Origin of the sequence: Pseudomonas sp. D4-21, from assembly GCF_051132125.1 — a bacterium.
In the GTDB taxonomy this organism is placed as follows: Bacteria; Pseudomonadota; Gammaproteobacteria; order Pseudomonadales; family Pseudomonadaceae; genus Aquipseudomonas.
Genome location: NZ_CP071664.1, coordinates 3,334,901 through 3,350,802 on the forward strand (window position 1 = coordinate 3,334,901; position 15,902 = coordinate 3,350,802).

Genomic DNA, 15,902 nt, shown 5'->3' on the forward strand with positions numbered 1-15,902 from the left:
TGACGTCATCGGCCCGACTGATGGTAAAACGCCAACAGCTGTTACATAACGAAAAAGTTACGATTTACACTTTTCGGTTTAACTACTACAATTTTTTCTGCCTCTACCAGATAGCAGGAGAGTCATTAGTCACCGAGTCGCTACAAGGCGCCTGGCTTATAGCTTTGTTTGCGGTTGGTATCAGCCTTATATTTTGATTGGAGTAATTATATTGTCCAGACTCGCTGAATTTCGCAAAGCCGAAAAGGCCCTTCAAGAGCAGCTCGCGCAGCTGGAAGCTTTGAAGAATGACGCCGGGCTCAAGAAAGAAATCGAATTCGAAGAAAAGCTCCAAGGGCTGATGAAAACCTACGGCAAGGGCCTGCGCGACATCGTTGCGATCCTCGACCCGAGCCCGTCCAAATCAGGCCTGTCGTCGGGCAAGACGCCAAAGACTCGCCGTGCCCGCGTCGTCAAGGTCTATCAGAACCCGCACACGGGCGAACTGATCGAAACCAAGGGCGGCAACCATCGCGGTTTGAAAGCCTGGAAGGAAAAATACGGTGCGAGCACCGTCGATTCCTGGCTGCGCGGTTGAAAGCACTACAACGAAAAAAGCCCTGGCCTGCACCCAGGGCTTTTTTATGGGCCGAACTTTCGTGTTGGCCCAAGAGTATTACGCTGAAAGCCTTATAATTTCAGGCTATTTCGTACCGACTGTATTTCATCCTGGCTTTCTACAAATACCTGCGCCTGCCCCGCATAGGACAACACGTAGGCATTACCCTCATTAAGTGCCGCGACGAGGGTCTGCGACAATACATGACGCCCGTTTTGCGTGATCGTGCAAGTGGTTTCCAAAGCGCTTACGCCGCCCAATACGGACGCGTGAATCTTATTGCAGACACTTTGATAGCCACCTTGGAAAAAATCCTTCTGAATGGACTTTCTCATTTCCAACAGCACGCCTTGCAAGTTTACTTGATGGTCGGGCTCGACAGCCGACGCGGTCAACTCCATCACCATCACGGCATTGCCCGAAGGGTCGCTTTTGGTGGCGCGCTGCCGACTGGTACCTTTGGCCGGGGCCGGTGCGTCGGCGGGCAGCGATTCGATGATCCATCCCGAGGGCCAGGTTACCTGTGGTTCGGCCGCCCCCACATCGACGCTCGACGCGACGGCAAACAACAGGACGAACAGCGAAGAAAGCGGTCGAAACATTGCGTTGCACTCAAGAACTGATCGTGAAGTCTGAAGCGCGACGCACCACCAGGCAATAGGCACGTTTGGCGATGCCTCGCCCCTTGCGTATCATGGACGCACCTGCAAGGAAGCTAGCACAAGCCCCATTTATTTTTCGGAGGGCCCATGAGCCTGCAAGAACTCAATACTTTCCCTGGCGTCACCGCTCAACCCGATGCCGCAACGGCCAAGTTCGTCTTCAACCACACCATGCTGCGGGTCAAGGACATCACCAAGTCCCTTGATTTCTACACCCGTGTGCTGGGTTTTTCCCTGGTGGAAAAGCGCGACTTTCCAGAGGCCGAATTCAGCCTGTATTTCCTTGCCCTGGTCGACAAGAACCAGATCCCGGCGGACGCGGCGGCGCGTACCGAGTGGATGAAATCGATCCCCGGCATCCTCGAACTGACGCATAACCACGGCACCGAAAACGATCCGGCGTTCACCTACCACAACGGCAACACCGACCCGCGCGGTTTCGGCCACATCTGCATCTCCGTGCCAGACGTGGTCGCCGCCTGCGAGCGCTTCGAAGCGTTGGGCTGTGACTTCCAGAAACGCTTGAGTGATGGCCGCATGAAAAGCCTGGCCTTCATCAAAGACCCGGACGGTTATTGGGTCGAGATCATCCAGCCTGCACCGTTGTAAGTTCTGCGGTCACAAAAAAACCCCATGAGCCAAGGCCCATGGGGTTTTGTTCTTTCAGCGACTGGCTATCAGGCCGGTGCGGAGGTGCGGATCAGGTGATCGAAGGCGCTCAGCGAAGCCTTGGCGCCCTCGCCCACGGCGATCACGATTTGCTTGTACGGCACGGTGGTCACGTCACCGGCAGCGAACACACCCGGGATCGACGTTTCGCCACGAGCATCGACAATGATCTCGCCACGCGGCGACAGCTCGACGGTGCCCTTGAGCCAATCGGTGTTGGGCAACAGGCCGATCTGCACGAAGATCCCTTCCAGCGCCACGTCGCGCACTTCACCGCTCGGACGGTCCTTGTAGCGCAGGCCGTTGACCTTCTGCCCGTCACCCGTCACTTCGGTGGTCTGGGCGTTGGTGATCACCGTCACGTTCGGCAGGCTGTGCAGTTTGCGCTGCAACACCGCGTCGGCACGCAATTGCACATCGAACTCCAGCAACGTGACGTGGGACACGATACCCGCCAGGTCGATGGCCGCTTCGACGCCGGAGTTACCGCCGCCGATTACCGCGACCCGCTTGCCCTTGAACAGCGGACCGTCACAATGCGGGCAGTACGCCACGCCTTTGTTGCGGTATTGCTGCTCGCCCGGCACGTTCATTTCGCGCCAGCGGGCACCGGTCGCCAGGATCACGGTCTTGGCCTTGAGGCTCGCGCCGCTGGCGAACTTGACTTCATGCAGCCCACCGGCCGTGCCTGGCACCAGTGCGTCGGCGCGTTGCAGGTTCATGATGTCGACGTCGTATTGCTTGACGTGTTCTTCCAGGGCGACAGCCAGTTTCGGCCCTTCGGTTTCCTGGACCGAGATGAAGTTCTCGATGGCCATGGTGTCGAGCACCTGGCCGCCGAAACGCTCGGCCGCCACACCGGTACGGATGCCTTTTCGTGCCGCATAGATGGCCGCCGAGGCACCGGCCGGGCCACCGCCCACCACCAACACGTCAAAGGCATCCTTGGCGCTGATCTTCTCAGCCTGGCGCTCGATGCCACTGGTGTCGATCTTGGCGAGGATCTCTTCCAGGCCCATGCGACCCTGGCCGAAGTTCACACCGTTCAAATACACGCTTGGCACGGCCATGATCTGGCGTTCATCGACTTCAGCCTGGAACAGCGCGCCGTCGATGGCGACGTGCTTGATGTTCGGGTTCAGCACCGCCATCAGGTTCAGCGCCTGGACCACGTCCGGGCAGTTCTGGCACGACAGCGAAAAATACGTCTCGAAGTTGAAATCGCCCTTGAGCGAGCGGATCTGTTCGATCACTTCGACACTGGCCTTCGAAGGGTGGCCACCGACTTGCAGCAGGGCCAGCACCAGCGAAGTGAATTCATGCCCCATGGGAATGCCGGCGAAACGCAGGCTGATATCGGCTCCCGGACGGTTCAACGAAAACGATGGCTTACGCGCATCGGTGCCGTTGTCGAGCAAGGTAATCTGGTTGGAAAGACTGGCAACGTCTTTGAGTAACGCAAGCATTTCCTGGGATTTCGCACCGTCGTCGAGGGATGCAACGATCTCGATCGGCTGGGTGACCCGTTCCAGGTATGACTTCAACTGAGCTTTAAGATTGGCGTCCAACATACGGGCGATTTCCATTTTTGAATTTCAGAAAAAACAACGCCCAGGCGAATCTCGCCCGGGCGTTTTTTGGGGCGAAGCGGCTTACTTGGCTAAGAGCGGATCGCCCTCGGGTAACGCATTGGTTTAGATCTTGCCGACCAGGTCCAGGGACGGAGCCAGGGTGGCCTCGCCTTCTTTCCACTTGGCTGGGCAGACTTCACCTGGGTGAGCGGCAACGTACTGGGCTGCCTTGATCTTGCGCAGCAGCTCGGAAGCGTCACGGCCTACACCACCGTCGTTGATTTCAACGATCTTGATCTGACCTTCAGGGTTGATCACGAAAGTACCGCGGTCAGCCAGGCCAGCTTCTTCGATCAGCACGTCGAAGTTGCGGGAGATGGCCAGGGTCGGGTCGCCGATCATGGTGTACTGGATCTTGCCGATGGCTGGCGAAGTGTTGTGCCAGGCGGCGTGGGCAAAATGAGTGTCGGTGGACACGCTGTAGATTTCGACGCCCAGCTTCTGGAACTCGGCGTAGTTGTCGGCCAGGTCTTCCAGCTCGGTTGGGCAAACGAAGGTGAAGTCAGCTGGGTAGAAGAACACGACAGACCACTTGCCTTTCAGGTCGGCGTCCGATACTTCGACGAAAGCGCCGTTTTTGAAAGCGGTGGCTTTGAACGGTTTAACTTGGCTGTTGATGATAGGCATCGTTGACTCTCCGTCAGTGGTTGAAAAGTTGATGGGGTGAATCTTAGCCATTCATTGCGCTGTTGGCTCATTGCCAAAGCTCATGCAAATGATTGGTTTTGACTATCAGGAATCTATATAGATAGAAGAAATCTGTGGAAGCTGCCGAAGGCGGCGATCAATTGATCGTGGCAGCTGCCTGACAGTTCACGGGGCTGGATCAACGGATCACAGCCCCATGGACGAAAAGCCTGATCAGGCGGTAGGCGTACGCATGGTGACGAATTCTTCGGCTGCGGTTGGATGCACGCCGATGGTTTCATCGAAATCGCGCTTGGTAGCACCGGCCTTGAGGGCAATCGCCAGCCCTTGGATAATTTCACCGGCGTCCGGCCCGACCATGTGGCAGCCCAGGACCTTATCGGTCTTGGCATCGACCACCAATTTCATCAGGGTGCGTTCCTGGCAGTCAGTGAGGGTCAGCTTCATCGGCCGGAAACGGCTTTCGAAAATCTGCACCTCATGGCCGGCTTCCCGAGCCTGTTCTTCAGTCAAACCTACCGTGCCGATGTTCGGCAGGCTGAACACCGCCGTGGGGATCATTCGATAATCGACCAGGCGGTATTGCTCAGGCTTGAACAGGCGCCGCGCCACCGCCATGCCTTCGGCCAGGGCGACAGGCGTGAGCTGCACACGGCCGATCACATCGCCAATGGCCAGGATCGACGGTTCAGCCGTCTCGTATTTTTCGTTGACCTGCACGAAGCCTTTCTCGTCCAGCTTGACGCCCGTGTTCTCCAGCCCAAGATTGTCCAGCATCGGCCGGCGGCCGGTGGCGTAGAACACACAATCGGTCGACAACGTGCGACCGTCCTTGAGCGTCACTTTCAGGCTGCCGTCGGCTTCTTTGTCGATGCGTTGGATGTCTGCGTTGAATTGCAGGTCCAAGCCACGACGCTGCTGCTCTTCGGCCAGATGCTTGCGCACCGCGCCATCAAAACCGCGCAAGAACAGGTCGCCGCGATAGAGCAAGGATGTCTGCGCGCCCATGCCGTGGAAGATCCCGGCGAATTCCACGGCGATGTAGCCGCCTCCCACCACCAGCATGCGCTTGGGCAGCGTCTTGAGAAAAAACGCTTCGTTGGAACCGATGGCGTGCTCGCTCCCGGGAATATCCGGAATCACCGGCCAGCCGCCGGTGGCGATCATGATGTGCCTGGCGGTGTAGCGCTCGCCGTTGATCTCGACTTCATGAGGGCTGGTAATCCTGGCGTGGCCTTCATGCAAGGTCACACCGCTGTTGACCAGCAGGTTGCGGTAGATGCCGTTGAGGCGATTGATCTCACGATCCTTGTTGGCGATCAGCGTGGCCCAGTCGAAACTCGCCTCGCCCGCCGTCCAGCCGTAGGCCGACGCTTGTTCGAAATCCTCGGCGTAATGCGCGCCGTAGACCAGCAGTTTTTTCGGCACACAGCCGACGTTGACGCAGGTCCCCCCCAGGTAGCGGCTTTCCGCCACGCCCACTTTCGCGCCGAAACCCGCGGCAAACCTCGCCGCCCGCACACCGCCGGAACCGGCGCCAATCACATACAGATCAAAATCGTAGGCCATCATCTATCTCCTTCGGCAGGTTGTCAGCATACCTGCTGTTTTCACTTGAGGCAGCGTTGCAGCGCAAACAGCGACTTTGTTTGTGTGATTGATGATTGGCGGAAGGTTTTTTTGCAGAAAAAAAAACGCCCCGAACCAGTCGGGGCGTTTTTTCAAGGCGCGACGCAGGCTGAATCAGTAAGCCTTGCCGGTCTTGTAGAAGTTCTCGAAGCAGAAGTTGGTTGCGTCGATGTAACCTTCGGCGCCACCGCAGTCGAAGCGCTTGCCCTTGAACTTGTAGGCCATGACGCAGCCGTTCTGGGCCTGTTTCATCAGGGCGTCGGTGATCTGGATCTCACCGCCCTTGCCTGGCTCGGTCTGTTCGATCAGGTCGAAGATGTCCGGAGTCAGGATGTAGCGGCCGATGATCGCCAGGTTCGACGGCGCATCTTCAGGTTTTGGTTTTTCAACCATGCTGTGAACGCGGTAGATGTCTTCGCGGATCATTTCACCGGCGATGACACCGTACTTGTTGGTTTCCTGCGGATCCACTTCCTGGATCGCCACGATGGAGCAACGGAATTGCTTGTACAGCTTGACCATCTGGGTCAAAACGCCGTCGCCTTCCAGGTTCACGCACAAGTCGTCCGCCAGAACCACGGCGAACGGTTCGTCACCGATCAGCGGGCGGCCGGTCAGGATCGCATGGCCCAAACCTTTCATTTCGGTCTGGCGGGTGTAGGAGAACGAGCACTCGTCCAGCAACTTGCGAATGCCGACCAGGTATTTTTCCTTGTCGGTGCCCTTGATCTGGTTTTCCAACTCGTAACTGATGTCGAAATGGTCTTCCAGGGCGCGCTTGCCACGGCCGGTGACGATGGAGATTTCCGTCAGGCCCGCATCCAGGGCTTCTTCGACGCCGTACTGGATCAGTGGCTTGTTCACCACCGGCAGCATTTCTTTGGGCATGGCTTTAGTCGCTGGCAGGAAGCGAGTACCGTAACCGGCTGCTGGGAACAAGCATTTCTTGATCATATAAGTCCTTGAAAAGGCGGTGTGTACAAGTTTCGGCGCAGTCTAATCAGCCGGCAGGCACCTTACAATGCCTGCGCTGGCCAACCGATGCCATCATAGAGAAATAAACCGGCGGATAGTTCAATCGCCTTTCGCTTCGATGGTTCCAGCGGTCCTCACTGTACGCCCATCAGCACGGTTTGCGAGCATTTGGCGTATCATGGCCGCCTTGATTCCGCCAACGAGGCAGCTAGATGTCGGCAACACAGAACGCAAACGGTTATTCGGTCAGCCAGGACAAGGACGGCCAGTGGTGGATTATCAACTACCACGGCGAGCAGGTCGCCGGTCCCTTGCCCACCAAGACAATGGCGGTGGAAGTCGCCGCGGTCTTTCAGGACGAACGTTCCGCCCCGGCGCCCCGGGAACGTGAACAGGCGCCAGCGCGCAATACTCGCCGCAAGAAATAAACAGACGGCCCCGCCGAAGCCCTGGTGCTCGGAAGGGGCCGCGGGTTTAGCTGTACCGGAATGGCCATTCGCTATAATCTCGCGCCATTCCTCCCCATCCTGATGACAACCCCCATGAAGACAATCCTGGCGCTGTTTGCAGTTCTGGCCCTGGCAGGCTGTGCCTCAGCAGAAAAAACCTATCTGGATACCGGTGAACAAGGCTTGGCCATCGACTGTTCAGGCGAAGCCAATTCCTGGGCGACGTGTTACGAGAAAGCGGAAGCTTCCTGCGCCGGTACGGGCTACCGCATCGTCGGCACGGATGGCACGCCACAGGCCAACGACAGCGAAAAGACCCTCGGTGTGGACGTGGGCAACTTCACCAGCCGCAGCGTGGTGGTCGTCTGTAAATAAAGGACGGGCCCTGCTTAACCGGAAATACAAGCGTTGGCCGCATCCTGAACGTCGCCCGGGCGCACCGGTACGTTGGAGAGGCTTTCGTGCAGCTTGATGCTGGAGCCGCTGGAGCGTTCGTCGATGTCGAACACCGCGGCCGGTAGCGCCGACAGCTTGCCGGGGACGATCACCCGCACGCCATTCTTATGTGGCTCCATTTGCAGCGGGCCACGGCTCTCCAGAAGCTTGTCGGCAACGCACTTGGCGTATTCATGAGGTTTCTTGCCGGAGATGACGCTCATGGTGGGCGGCGTCTGGTTGATGTCCGATACCGATGCACATCCACCCAAGGCCAAGGCCAATACCCACACGCTGCGCTTCATATGAATCCTCCAATAAAGACCCTCCGACAATGCAAACGTCGATTTTCTCCAACGTCCTCTCATTTTTTATTCGCCACCGCCTGATAAATGAATGACACCCAGGACAGGGGCCGGATATTAACCCGCGGTGCTGATAAACTGCGCTCCATTATCATTGCTTCATCTTACTGTCCTGATTTGCAAGAAATGCCCTTCTGGAGGCGCCCATGAAATTCATCCACCAGCGCGAGCACCTCAACGAAGACGATATCGTCGTGATCGAATGCTCCCAAATGTGCAACATCCGTTTGATGAACGACGCCAATTTCCGTAGCTTCAAGAATGGTGGCCGCCACACCTATCACGGCGGCGCGTTCGACACGTTCCCGGCCAGGATCACGGCCCCCAGCACGGGCTTCTGGAATATCACCATCGACACCGTCAACCGTCGCGCCATCAGCGTTACCCGCAAGCCGACCCTGACCCACAAGATCAAGATCATCCGGCGCTCCAGTTCGAAGCTGAGTTGAGCCCCCCGTCCAAGATAGGTAAAACCGTGGCCCAGACAACCAAATACGTTATCAAGTACAAACTCAACGGCGAGCGCCGCTTCGAGTTCGCGCAACTGCAGACCGGCACCGAGGAAGAAGCGCTGGTCGCGCTGCAAAAGTTGCATGGCGAGACCGATGATCAGATCACCGATCTCAAGGTCAGCAAGGCACTCTGAAGCCTGCCAGCTGGCTTTTTGTGGTTAGGGAGCTTGCTCCCTTTCTACAAAAAGCGCTTCACATCGCAAGAATCGGAGTGCCCGGCAGCGCTGCACTCTTCAGGCTGAACAGTCCTTTTATCCAGGATTGCAATCATGTCCTCAACGCCTCTATTGACCCAACACCTCCCCCACCTCGATTGGCCCACCATGGTGGATAGCCTCGATGAGGACGGCTGCGCGATCATTCGCAACCTGCTGCCGACCGTACAATGCCGGCAGTTGAGCGGTTTGTATGAGGACGCCGGGGTTTTTCGTTCGCGGGTAATAATGGGGCGCCACGGATTCGGGCGCGGTGAGTACCAGTATTTCGCTTATCCGCTGCCTGAGATCGTCCAGCAATTGCGCCAGTCGCTCTATCCGATGCTGGTCCCAGTGGCTAATCGCTGGAACGATTGCATGGGCCTGGAAACGCGATACCCCGATAAGCACACGGATTTCATCCGCCGTTGCCATGCCGCCGGGCAGCAGCGTCCCACACCGTTGCTCCTCCAATACGGCCCGCAGGATTACAACTGCCTGCACCAGGACCTTTATGGCGAACAGGTGTTCCCGTTACAGGTAGCCATCCTGCTGTCGGAACCGGGAGACGACTTTACCGGGGGCGAGTTCGTCCTCACCGAGCAACGCCCGCGCATGCAGTCACGCCCCCAAGTCATCGACTTGAAACAAGGCGACGCCGTGGTGTTCGCCGTACACCAGCGGCCGGTCAAAGGCGTTCGCGGGTATTATCGGGTTAACTTGCGCCATGGCGTCAGCCGTGTACACAGCGGTCGCCGGCATACACTCGGGATCATTTTTCATGATGCGCAATGACGACACCCCCGTCACTCTCGACCTGTTCGCCGACCAGGCGCCCACCACGCCTGGCCAGGTCGAACAGATCGGCCAGCAATCCTTCGTGCTACGCGGGTTTGCCCTGCCCTGGCTCGACCGTTTGTTGCCAGCGCTGGCAACAGTCTTGCAGGCCGCACCGTTCCGGCAGATGGTCACGCCCGGTGGCTTTACCATGTCGGTGGCCCTGACCAGTTGCGGCGCACTCGGCTGGACCACCGACCGCAGCGGCTATCGCTACACCGCCCATGATCCACAGACAGGCGATCCCTGGCCCGCCATGCCGTCAGTGTTTCGCGAGCTGGCCCAGGCCGCCGCCCGGCAAGCGGGCTTCGAGCACTTCGAGCCCGATGCCTGCCTGATCAACCGCTACGTGCCCGGCGCGCGGATGTCGCTGCACCAGGACAAGAACGAGCGCTCCCTGACGGCCCCCGTCGTCTCGCTTTCCCTTGGCCTGCCGGCGACATTCCAGTTTGGTGGATTCGAGCGCAGCGACAAAAGCCAGCGCATTCCGTTGTTTCATGGCGACATCGCAATCTGGGGCGGCGTGGATCGGTTGCGCTACCACGGCGTGCTGCCGCTCAAGCCGGGACAACATACACGTCTGGGCGCCCAACGCATCAACATGACGTTCCGCATGGCCGGATAACAATGCAGAATTCAACCGCAAGACCCGGAGTGTCGTCACCTGGATGGCTCAGTAATCTAGCCAAAACGGGCCAAAGGAATCACGACCATGAACAGCACTTCAAGTACGCTCGCCCCTGATCAGGACCCTCGCTGGGCCGCCGTACTCGCCCGGGATCCGCGCGCCGATGGCACCTTTGTCTACGGCGTGAAGACCACCGGCATCTATTGCCACCCCAGCAGCCTGTCGCGCCTGCCCAACCCGCGCAATGTCGAATTCTTCGACACGCCGGAACAGGCCCAGGCAGCCGGTTATCGTCCCAGCAAACGGATGGCCAGGGACCAGACCCAGATCGCCGCGCAACAAGCGGCGCGGGTGGCGGCGGCCTGCCGGCAGATCGAGGCGGCCGAGCAACTGCCAGGCTTGACTGAACTGGCACAAAGCGCCGGCCTGAGTCCCTTCCATTTTCATCGCGTCTTCAAGTCGATCACCGGCCTGACCCCCAAGGCCTACGGCGCCGCCCATCGCTCGCGCAAAGTGCGCGAACGCCTGGCCGACGCCGGAACGGTGACCGAAGCGCTTTACGACGCAGGCTTCGGTTCCAACAGCCGCTTCTATGAAGCCGCCGACAAAGTCCTGGGTATGAAACCTGGCGAGTATCGCGCCGCCGGGCTGAACACCGATATTCGCTTCGCCCTCGGCCAGTGTTCCCTGGGAGCGATCCTGGTGGCGCAAAGCGAGCGTGGCGTGTGCGCGATCCTGCTGGGGGACGACCCGGATGCGCTGCTGCGTGACCTGCAAGACAAGTTCCGCCGCGCCAACCTCATCGGTGCCGACCGGGAATTCGAGCAACTGATTGCCCAAGTGGTGGGCTTCATCGAGGCACCGGCGCTGGGCCTGGACCTGCCACTGGACTTGCGTGGCACGGCGTTCCAGGAACGGGTCTGGCAAGCCCTGCGAGAGATCGCGCCCGGCAGCACCGCCAGCTATGCCGAAATCGCCCAGCGCATCGGCATGCCCAAAGCGGTGCGCGCGGTGGCCCAGGCCTGCGGCGCCAATAGCCTCGCCGTGGCGATCCCCTGCCATCGAGTGGTGCGCAGCGACGGCAACCTGTCGGGCTACCGCTGGGGCGTTGAGCGCAAGCGTCAGCTGTTGGCGCTGGAACGCTCGCCCGAGGATTGAACACCGATATAGATCGCCACCGAGTCGGGTGCGGTATAGACCTCGAAATCGGTGCTGAACCGGCGCACGGCCTGCGGGTTGTCGGCGAAGTACGCCCAGATCAGCCCCCAGGTCTGGATCACGCAATCGGGCATTACGCCCTTGGCCGAGAACATCAGGTAATCCCCGCCTTCGACTTCCACGGCGGGGTAGCCTGCGCTCGTGGCGTCGACCTGTACGCCCGCCGTCACATTGAAGTAGCCGGTGGCATCGGACTCGTAGCCGGAGTACACACCGTAGACGAACGACTCCGACTGCCGCGCCGGAACTCGCTCGAACAACCCTTCGGTGAAGAATTGCTGCCACATCGGGCCGATTTTCGCCGTATCGCCCTGTTGCTCCTCGGCGTTGCGGGTGCGTACCTGCAAACCGGCGACCGTGAAAGGTTCGACGGTCTTGAGTTTCACGTCCATGGGTTCGGCTCCTTGATAAGTGGTGTCCCATGGTACCCATCCCGCCGTTGGTATCAAACCCGGGCAGCGATTGAAAAACTCGACTGGCCCTGGCCGGGTCACACCTGCTAAAAACACCGTTTCCTTCTGCCGTCGGAGACACCCGAACATGAGTCAGTGGCCAGACACCCGCATTCTTGACCTGCTCGGCATCGAGCATCCCATCATCCAGGGGCCGCTGGCCGGGGTGACCGGTCCGGCGATGGTGGTCGCCACTTGCAATGCCGGCGGACTGGGCTCGATGCCCGCGGCGATGCTCGACGTGGAGCAACTGCGCCAGGCACTGACGACCATCGCCGAGCAGACCGACAAGCCGTTCAACGTCAATTTTTTCAGTCATCAGCCGCCCGCTTTCGACGAACAACGGGCCGAGGCCTGGAAACAGCGCCTCAAGCCTTATTACGAAGAACTGGGGGTGGATTTCGACGCGCCGACGCCCGTATCCAATCGCACGCCGTTCGACGATACGGCCTGCCGGGTGTTGGAGAAGATGCGACCCAAGGTGGTCAGCTTCCACTTCGGCCTGCCGGAAAAATCGTTGCTCGATCGGGTCAAGGCCACCGGGGCGAAAGTCCTCTCTTCGGCCACCACCGTGGAAGAAGCGATCTGGCTCGAGCGACACGGCTGCGACGCGATCATTGCCATGGGTTATGAAGCCGGCGGTCATCGAGGGATGTTCCTCAGCGACGACCTCGATACTCAGGTGGGCCTGTTCGCCTTGCTGCCGCAAGTCGTGGACGCGGTGACCGTGCCGGTGATCGCCGCCGGCGGTATCGGCGATGCGCGGGGCATCGTCGCCGCATTTGCCCTGGGTGCGTCGGCGGTGCAGCTGGGCAGCGCCTACCTGTTTACCCCGGAAGCGAAGATCACGCCTTCCCATCACCGGGCGTTGCGCACGGCCAAGGAAAGCCAGACTGCAATCACCAACCTGTTCACCGGTCGGCCGGCCCGAGGGATCGTCAACCGGGTGATGCGCGAGGTCGGCCCGATGAGCCCACTGGCGCCAGCATTTCCGCTGGCGGGCGGCGCGTTGATGCCCCTTCGCGCGAAGGATGAAGCCGACTTCGCCAACCTTTGGGCCGGCCAGGCGTTTCCCCTGGGGCGGGAGCTGCCCAGTGGCGAGCTGACGCGGCGCCTGGCTGAGGAGGCTCTGGCTCGGTTCAAGGGCTGAGCGCTAGCCTGACAGTCTCCGGCGCTTGACCGGACGCTATCGCGAGCAAGCTCGCTCCCACAGGGGTTCAGTGTGAATATCAATCATGCATTCATCCCGAAATCCTGTGGGAGCGAGCTTGCTCGCGATGACGGCAGCCCTGCCACCGCTGACTTCTGACAAAAAGCCACGTTCCGTTTGTCAGCCTTTCGCTATATATTCCGCTATATAGCGAAACCATTTCCACGGAACCCTGCCCATGCGCCTGACCCCGCTCGTCCTGCTGCTTGCTACTTGCTTTTGTATCAACGCCGCCCAAGCCGATGAAGTGCAAGTCGCCGTCGCGTCCAACTTCACCGCCCCGATCCAGGCCATCGCCGCCAGCTTCGAGAAGGACACCGGGCATAAACTGATTGCCGCCTACGGCGCGACCGGGCAGTTCTATACCCAGATCAAGAACGGCGCGCCATTCGAGGTGTTCCTGGCTGCCGACGACACCACGCCGGCGAGGCTGGACAGCGAAGGCGACACCGTGCAGGGCTCGCGCTTTACCTACGCCATCGGTACGTTGGCGTTGTGGTCGGCCAAGACCGATTACGTCGACGCCAAGGGGCAAGTCCTGCGGGACAATGCCTTCCAACACCTGTCCATTGCCAATCCGAAAACCGCGCCGTATGGCCTGGCCGCCACACAGGTGCTGGAAAAGCTGGGGCTCACCCATCAGGCCAAGGGCAAGATCGTCGAGGGCCAGAACATCACCCAGGCCTATCAGTTCGTTTCCACTGGCAATGCCGAACTGGGTTTCGTGGCCCTGTCCCAGGTGTTCAAGGACGGCAAGCTGACAAGCGGTTCCGCGTGGGTTGTCCCGGGCGAACTGCATGATCCGATCAAGCAGGACGCGGTGATCCTGGCAAAGGGACGGGGCAACCCCGCCGCCCAGGCATTGATGAGCTATCTGAAGGGCCCGAAAGCCGCCGCCATCATCCAGGCCTACGGTTACCAACGCTGATGCCACTGACCGACGCCGATTACGCCGCCATCTGGCTGACCCTGAAACTGGCGTCGCTGACCACGGTGATCCTGCTTTTCATCGGCACGCCCATCGCCCTGTGGCTGTCGCGCACCCAATCGCGGCTTCGCGGTCCGGTGGGTGCGGTGGTCGCCCTGCCGCTGGTACTGCCGCCTACCGTGATTGGCTTCTATCTGCTGCTGGCGCTGGGACCCAACGGCTGGATCGGCCAATTCACCCAAGCCCTCGGGCTGGGCACCCTCACCTTCAGCTTTACCGGACTGGTGATTGGCTCGGTGATCTACTCAATGCCCTTCGTGGTGCAGCCGCTACAAAACGCCTTTTCCGCTATCGGCAGTCGTCCTTTGGAAGTCGCCGCCACCCTGCGGGCCGGGCCGTGGGATACCTTTTTCAGCGTCATCCTGCCTTTGGCCCGACCGGGTTTCATCACCGCCGCAATCCTCGGCTTCGCCCACACGGTGGGTGAGTTTGGCGTGGTGTTGATGATCGGCGGCAACATCCCCGAGAAGACCCGGGTGGTGTCGGTGCAAATCTACGACCACGTCGAAGCCCTTGAGTACAGCCAGGCCCATTGGCTGGCGGCGGCGATGCTGGTGTTCTCTTTCCTGGTGCTGCTGGCGCTGTACTCTAGCCGCCGAACTCGCGCCGGTTGGAGCTGATCGATGATCGAGGCAAGGTTTCAACTCGACCGTGGCGATTTTTCCCTGGACCTGGACCTGCAATTGCCCGGCCGTGGGGTGACGGCGTTGTACGGCGAGTCCGGATCCGGCAAGACCACCTGCCTGCGCTGCATGGCCGGGCTGGACCGACCGACGCGGGGTTTCGTCGAGGTCAATGGCGAGGTCTGGCAAGACAGTGAGCATGAGGTGTTCGTCCCGCCTCACAAGCGAGCGCTGGGGTATGTTTTCCAGGAGGCGAGCCTGTTCGATCACTTGTCGGTGCGCGACAATCTTCTGTTCGGCCTCAAGCGCGTTGCCGCGGCGCAACGGCGCGTGGACATCAACCACGCGACGGAACTGCTCGGCATCGGCCATCTCCTCGACAGGCAACCTCACAACCTTTCCGGTGGCGAACGCCAGCGCGTCGGCATCGCCCGCGCCTTGCTGACCAGCCCGCGCCTGCTGCTGATGGACGAGCCTCTGGCCGCCCTCGATACACGCCGCAAAAACGAGATCCTGCCTTACCTGCAACGGCTCCACGATGAGCTGGATATCCCGGTGCTGTACGTCAGCCATTCCCAGGACGAAGTGGCGCGGCTGGCCGATCATATCGTGGTGCTGGACGCTGGGCGGGCCTTGGCCAGCGGGCCAATCGGCGAGACCCTCGCCCGGCTCGACCTGCCATTGGCGTTGGGGGATGACGCAGGCGTGGTGATCAACGGAAAAGTCGCCGGCTACGACCCGGGCTATCAGTTGCTCACCCTGACCCTGCCCGACAGCCAGTTGAACGTGCGGGTTGCCCACACGGCGCTGGCGGTCGGGCAGCCGCTGCGCTTCAAGGTCCAGGCCCGGGACGTCAGCCTGAGCCTGGCGAACGACGGGCAGACCAGCATCCTCAATCGCCTGCCAGTGGCGGTCGTCAGCGAACTGGCCGGCGACAATGCCGCCCATGTGCTGATCCGCGTGGAGGCCGCCGGCACACCGCTGCTGGCGCGGATCACTCGGTATTCGCGCGATCAGTTGAAGCTGCATCCCGGACAGATCGTGTGGGCGCAGATCAAGGCGGTGGCGGTGTTGGCGTAGCCTTCGCGCCTGTAGGGCCAGCACACAAGCGTCCCAAGTGACATGAGAATCTCGGCACGACCGCAACGGGCAGAGGTCAATGAGTTCACAGGCCATTTG

At 60.1% G+C, this 15,902-nt stretch carries 20 protein-coding genes; 13 read left to right on the forward strand and 7 right to left on the reverse strand.

What is annotated here, in order from left to right; all coding sequences use genetic code 11:
- Positions 1-211: 211 nt before the first annotated feature.
- Positions 212-577 (forward strand): histone-like nucleoid-structuring protein, MvaT/MvaU family, encoded by a 366-nt coding sequence (locus J3Q04_RS14770; protein ID WP_420767720.1) that lies wholly within the window; start codon positions 212-214, stop codon positions 575-577.
- 92 nt (positions 578-669) lie between these two features.
- Here the strand turns inward: J3Q04_RS14770 and J3Q04_RS14775 are convergent, their stop codons facing one another.
- Positions 670-1,200, reverse strand: coding sequence for a DUF4946 domain-containing protein (locus J3Q04_RS14775; RefSeq protein ID WP_434610973.1), 531 nt, complete (start codon positions 1,198-1,200; stop codon positions 670-672).
- Between the two features lie 147 nt (positions 1,201-1,347).
- Here J3Q04_RS14775 and gloA point away from each other — a divergent pair, with 147 nt between their 5' ends.
- Positions 1,348-1,869 (forward strand): lactoylglutathione lyase, encoded by a 522-nt coding sequence (gloA, locus tag J3Q04_RS14780; RefSeq protein WP_420767718.1) that lies wholly within the window; start codon positions 1,348-1,350, stop codon positions 1,867-1,869.
- A 68-nt stretch (positions 1,870-1,937) separates the two neighbouring features.
- On the opposite strand, the gene ahpF is transcribed toward gloA, so the two are convergent.
- The 4 genes from ahpF to galU form a co-directional block, all read right to left on the reverse strand.
- Positions 1,938-3,500, reverse strand: a complete 1,563-nt coding sequence (ahpF, locus tag J3Q04_RS14785) for an alkyl hydroperoxide reductase subunit F (protein WP_434610970.1) — start codon at positions 3,498-3,500, stop codon at positions 1,938-1,940.
- 123 nt (positions 3,501-3,623) lie between these two features.
- Entirely contained in the window at positions 3,624-4,187 is a 564-nt protein-coding gene (gene ahpC / locus J3Q04_RS14790; RefSeq protein WP_011061677.1) for an alkyl hydroperoxide reductase subunit C, read from the reverse strand.
- A 234-nt stretch (positions 4,188-4,421) separates the two neighbouring features.
- Positions 4,422-5,777: a glutathione-disulfide reductase gene (gene gorA / locus J3Q04_RS14795; protein WP_434611555.1), complete on the reverse strand. Its 1,356-nt coding sequence runs from the start codon at positions 5,775-5,777 to the stop codon at positions 4,422-4,424.
- A gap of 174 nt (positions 5,778-5,951) precedes the next feature.
- Positions 5,952-6,791 carry a UTP--glucose-1-phosphate uridylyltransferase GalU gene (gene galU / locus J3Q04_RS14800; RefSeq protein ID WP_039592970.1) on the reverse strand — a complete coding sequence of 280 codons (840 nt, stop codon included), beginning with the start codon at positions 6,789-6,791 and terminating at the stop codon, positions 5,952-5,954.
- Between the two features lie 233 nt (positions 6,792-7,024).
- Between galU and J3Q04_RS14805 the strand changes: the two genes are divergently transcribed.
- Together J3Q04_RS14805 and J3Q04_RS14810 are read left to right on the forward strand one after the other, a co-directional pair.
- Positions 7,025-7,240 (forward strand): hypothetical protein, encoded by a 216-nt coding sequence (locus J3Q04_RS14805; protein WP_420767715.1) that lies wholly within the window; start codon positions 7,025-7,027, stop codon positions 7,238-7,240.
- A gap of 114 nt (positions 7,241-7,354) precedes the next feature.
- Complete coding sequence (locus tag J3Q04_RS14810) at positions 7,355-7,636, forward strand: hypothetical protein (protein WP_420767714.1); 282 nt, start codon at positions 7,355-7,357, stop codon at positions 7,634-7,636.
- A 14-nt stretch (positions 7,637-7,650) separates the two neighbouring features.
- On the opposite strand, the gene J3Q04_RS14815 is transcribed toward J3Q04_RS14810, so the two are convergent.
- Positions 7,651-8,001, reverse strand: a complete 351-nt coding sequence (locus J3Q04_RS14815; RefSeq protein WP_420767713.1) for a hypothetical protein — start codon at positions 7,999-8,001, stop codon at positions 7,651-7,653.
- A 206-nt stretch (positions 8,002-8,207) separates the two neighbouring features.
- On the opposite strand from J3Q04_RS14815, the gene J3Q04_RS14820 reads away from it, so the two are divergent.
- The 5 genes from J3Q04_RS14820 (at position 8,208) to ada (ending at position 11,390) form a co-directional block, all read left to right on the forward strand.
- The gene (locus J3Q04_RS14820) at positions 8,208-8,510 is read left to right on the forward strand and encodes a DUF1883 domain-containing protein (RefSeq protein WP_003182962.1); all 303 of its coding nucleotides are present in this window, start codon (positions 8,208-8,210) and stop codon (positions 8,508-8,510) included.
- A 26-nt stretch (positions 8,511-8,536) separates the two neighbouring features.
- Positions 8,537-8,707, forward strand: coding sequence for a hypothetical protein (locus J3Q04_RS14825; RefSeq protein ID WP_420767712.1), 171 nt, complete (start codon positions 8,537-8,539; stop codon positions 8,705-8,707).
- 135 nt (positions 8,708-8,842) lie between these two features.
- A complete protein-coding gene (locus J3Q04_RS14830; protein ID WP_434563617.1) occupies positions 8,843-9,562 on the forward strand; it encodes a 2OG-Fe(II) oxygenase in 720 nt (239 codons plus the stop codon).
- Entirely contained in the window at positions 9,549-10,229 is a 681-nt protein-coding gene (alkB, locus tag J3Q04_RS14835; protein ID WP_434610966.1) for a DNA oxidative demethylase AlkB, read from the forward strand. The genes J3Q04_RS14830 and alkB overlap by 14 nt, the downstream gene beginning before the upstream one ends.
- Before the next feature lie 87 nt (positions 10,230-10,316).
- Entirely contained in the window at positions 10,317-11,390 is a 1,074-nt protein-coding gene (gene ada / locus J3Q04_RS14840; protein ID WP_434610964.1) for a bifunctional DNA-binding transcriptional regulator/O6-methylguanine-DNA methyltransferase Ada, read from the forward strand.
- Here ada and J3Q04_RS14845 read toward each other — a convergent pair.
- Entirely contained in the window at positions 11,354-11,842 is a 489-nt protein-coding gene (locus J3Q04_RS14845; RefSeq protein WP_434610961.1) for a GyrI-like domain-containing protein, read from the reverse strand. The two genes, ada and J3Q04_RS14845, sit on opposite strands and share 37 nt — an antisense overlap.
- A 148-nt stretch (positions 11,843-11,990) precedes the next feature.
- Between J3Q04_RS14845 and J3Q04_RS14850 the strand changes: the two genes are divergently transcribed.
- From J3Q04_RS14850 to modC, 4 genes are all read left to right on the forward strand, one after another.
- Entirely contained in the window at positions 11,991-13,052 is a 1,062-nt protein-coding gene (locus J3Q04_RS14850; RefSeq protein ID WP_434610959.1) for an NAD(P)H-dependent flavin oxidoreductase, read from the forward strand.
- 238 nt (positions 13,053-13,290) lie between these two features.
- Positions 13,291-14,040, forward strand: a complete 750-nt coding sequence (modA, locus tag J3Q04_RS14855; RefSeq protein ID WP_434610957.1) for a molybdate ABC transporter substrate-binding protein — start codon at positions 13,291-13,293, stop codon at positions 14,038-14,040.
- Positions 14,040-14,720 carry a molybdate ABC transporter permease subunit gene (gene modB / locus J3Q04_RS14860; RefSeq protein WP_420767705.1) on the forward strand — a complete coding sequence of 227 codons (681 nt, stop codon included), beginning with the start codon at positions 14,040-14,042 and terminating at the stop codon, positions 14,718-14,720. The genes modA and modB overlap by 1 nt, the downstream gene beginning before the upstream one ends.
- A gap of 3 nt (positions 14,721-14,723) precedes the next feature.
- The gene (gene modC, locus J3Q04_RS14865) at positions 14,724-15,803 is read left to right on the forward strand and encodes a molybdenum ABC transporter ATP-binding protein (protein ID WP_434610955.1); all 1,080 of its coding nucleotides are present in this window, start codon (positions 14,724-14,726) and stop codon (positions 15,801-15,803) included.
- The last annotated feature ends 99 nt before the right edge of the window (positions 15,804-15,902 follow it).

Excerpts from the sequence above, each read along its gene's own strand:
- J3Q04_RS14775 (WP_434610973.1), bottom strand. The coding sequence starts at position 1,200 with ATGTTTCGACCGCTTTCTTCGCTGTTCGTCCTGTTGTTTGCCGTCGCG.
- gloA (WP_420767718.1), top strand. The coding sequence starts at position 1,348 with ATGAGCCTGCAAGAACTCAATACTTTCCCTGGCGTCACCGCTCAACCC.
- ahpF (WP_434610970.1), bottom strand. The coding sequence starts at position 3,500 with ATGTTGGACGCCAATCTTAAAGCTCAGTTGAAGTCATACCTGGAACGG.
- ahpC (WP_011061677.1), bottom strand. The coding sequence starts at position 4,187 with ATGCCTATCATCAACAGCCAAGTTAAACCGTTCAAAGCCACCGCTTTC.
- gorA (WP_434611555.1), bottom strand. The coding sequence starts at position 5,777 with ATGGCCTACGATTTTGATCTGTATGTGATTGGCGCCGGTTCCGGCGGT.
- galU (WP_039592970.1), bottom strand. The coding sequence starts at position 6,791 with ATGATCAAGAAATGCTTGTTCCCAGCAGCCGGTTACGGTACTCGCTTC.
- J3Q04_RS14805 (WP_420767715.1), top strand. The coding sequence starts at position 7,025 with ATGTCGGCAACACAGAACGCAAACGGTTATTCGGTCAGCCAGGACAAG.
- J3Q04_RS14810 (WP_420767714.1), top strand. The coding sequence starts at position 7,355 with ATGAAGACAATCCTGGCGCTGTTTGCAGTTCTGGCCCTGGCAGGCTGT.
- J3Q04_RS14815 (WP_420767713.1), bottom strand. The coding sequence starts at position 8,001 with ATGAAGCGCAGCGTGTGGGTATTGGCCTTGGCCTTGGGTGGATGTGCA.
- J3Q04_RS14820 (WP_003182962.1), top strand. The coding sequence starts at position 8,208 with ATGAAATTCATCCACCAGCGCGAGCACCTCAACGAAGACGATATCGTC.
- J3Q04_RS14830 (WP_434563617.1), top strand. The coding sequence starts at position 8,843 with ATGTCCTCAACGCCTCTATTGACCCAACACCTCCCCCACCTCGATTGG.
- alkB (WP_434610966.1), top strand. The coding sequence starts at position 9,549 with ATGATGCGCAATGACGACACCCCCGTCACTCTCGACCTGTTCGCCGAC.
- ada (WP_434610964.1), top strand. The coding sequence starts at position 10,317 with ATGAACAGCACTTCAAGTACGCTCGCCCCTGATCAGGACCCTCGCTGG.
- J3Q04_RS14845 (WP_434610961.1), bottom strand. The coding sequence starts at position 11,842 with ATGGACGTGAAACTCAAGACCGTCGAACCTTTCACGGTCGCCGGTTTG.
- J3Q04_RS14850 (WP_434610959.1), top strand. The coding sequence starts at position 11,991 with ATGAGTCAGTGGCCAGACACCCGCATTCTTGACCTGCTCGGCATCGAG.
- modA (WP_434610957.1), top strand. The coding sequence starts at position 13,291 with ATGCGCCTGACCCCGCTCGTCCTGCTGCTTGCTACTTGCTTTTGTATC.
- modB (WP_420767705.1), top strand. The coding sequence starts at position 14,040 with ATGCCACTGACCGACGCCGATTACGCCGCCATCTGGCTGACCCTGAAA.
- modC (WP_434610955.1), top strand. The coding sequence starts at position 14,724 with ATGATCGAGGCAAGGTTTCAACTCGACCGTGGCGATTTTTCCCTGGAC.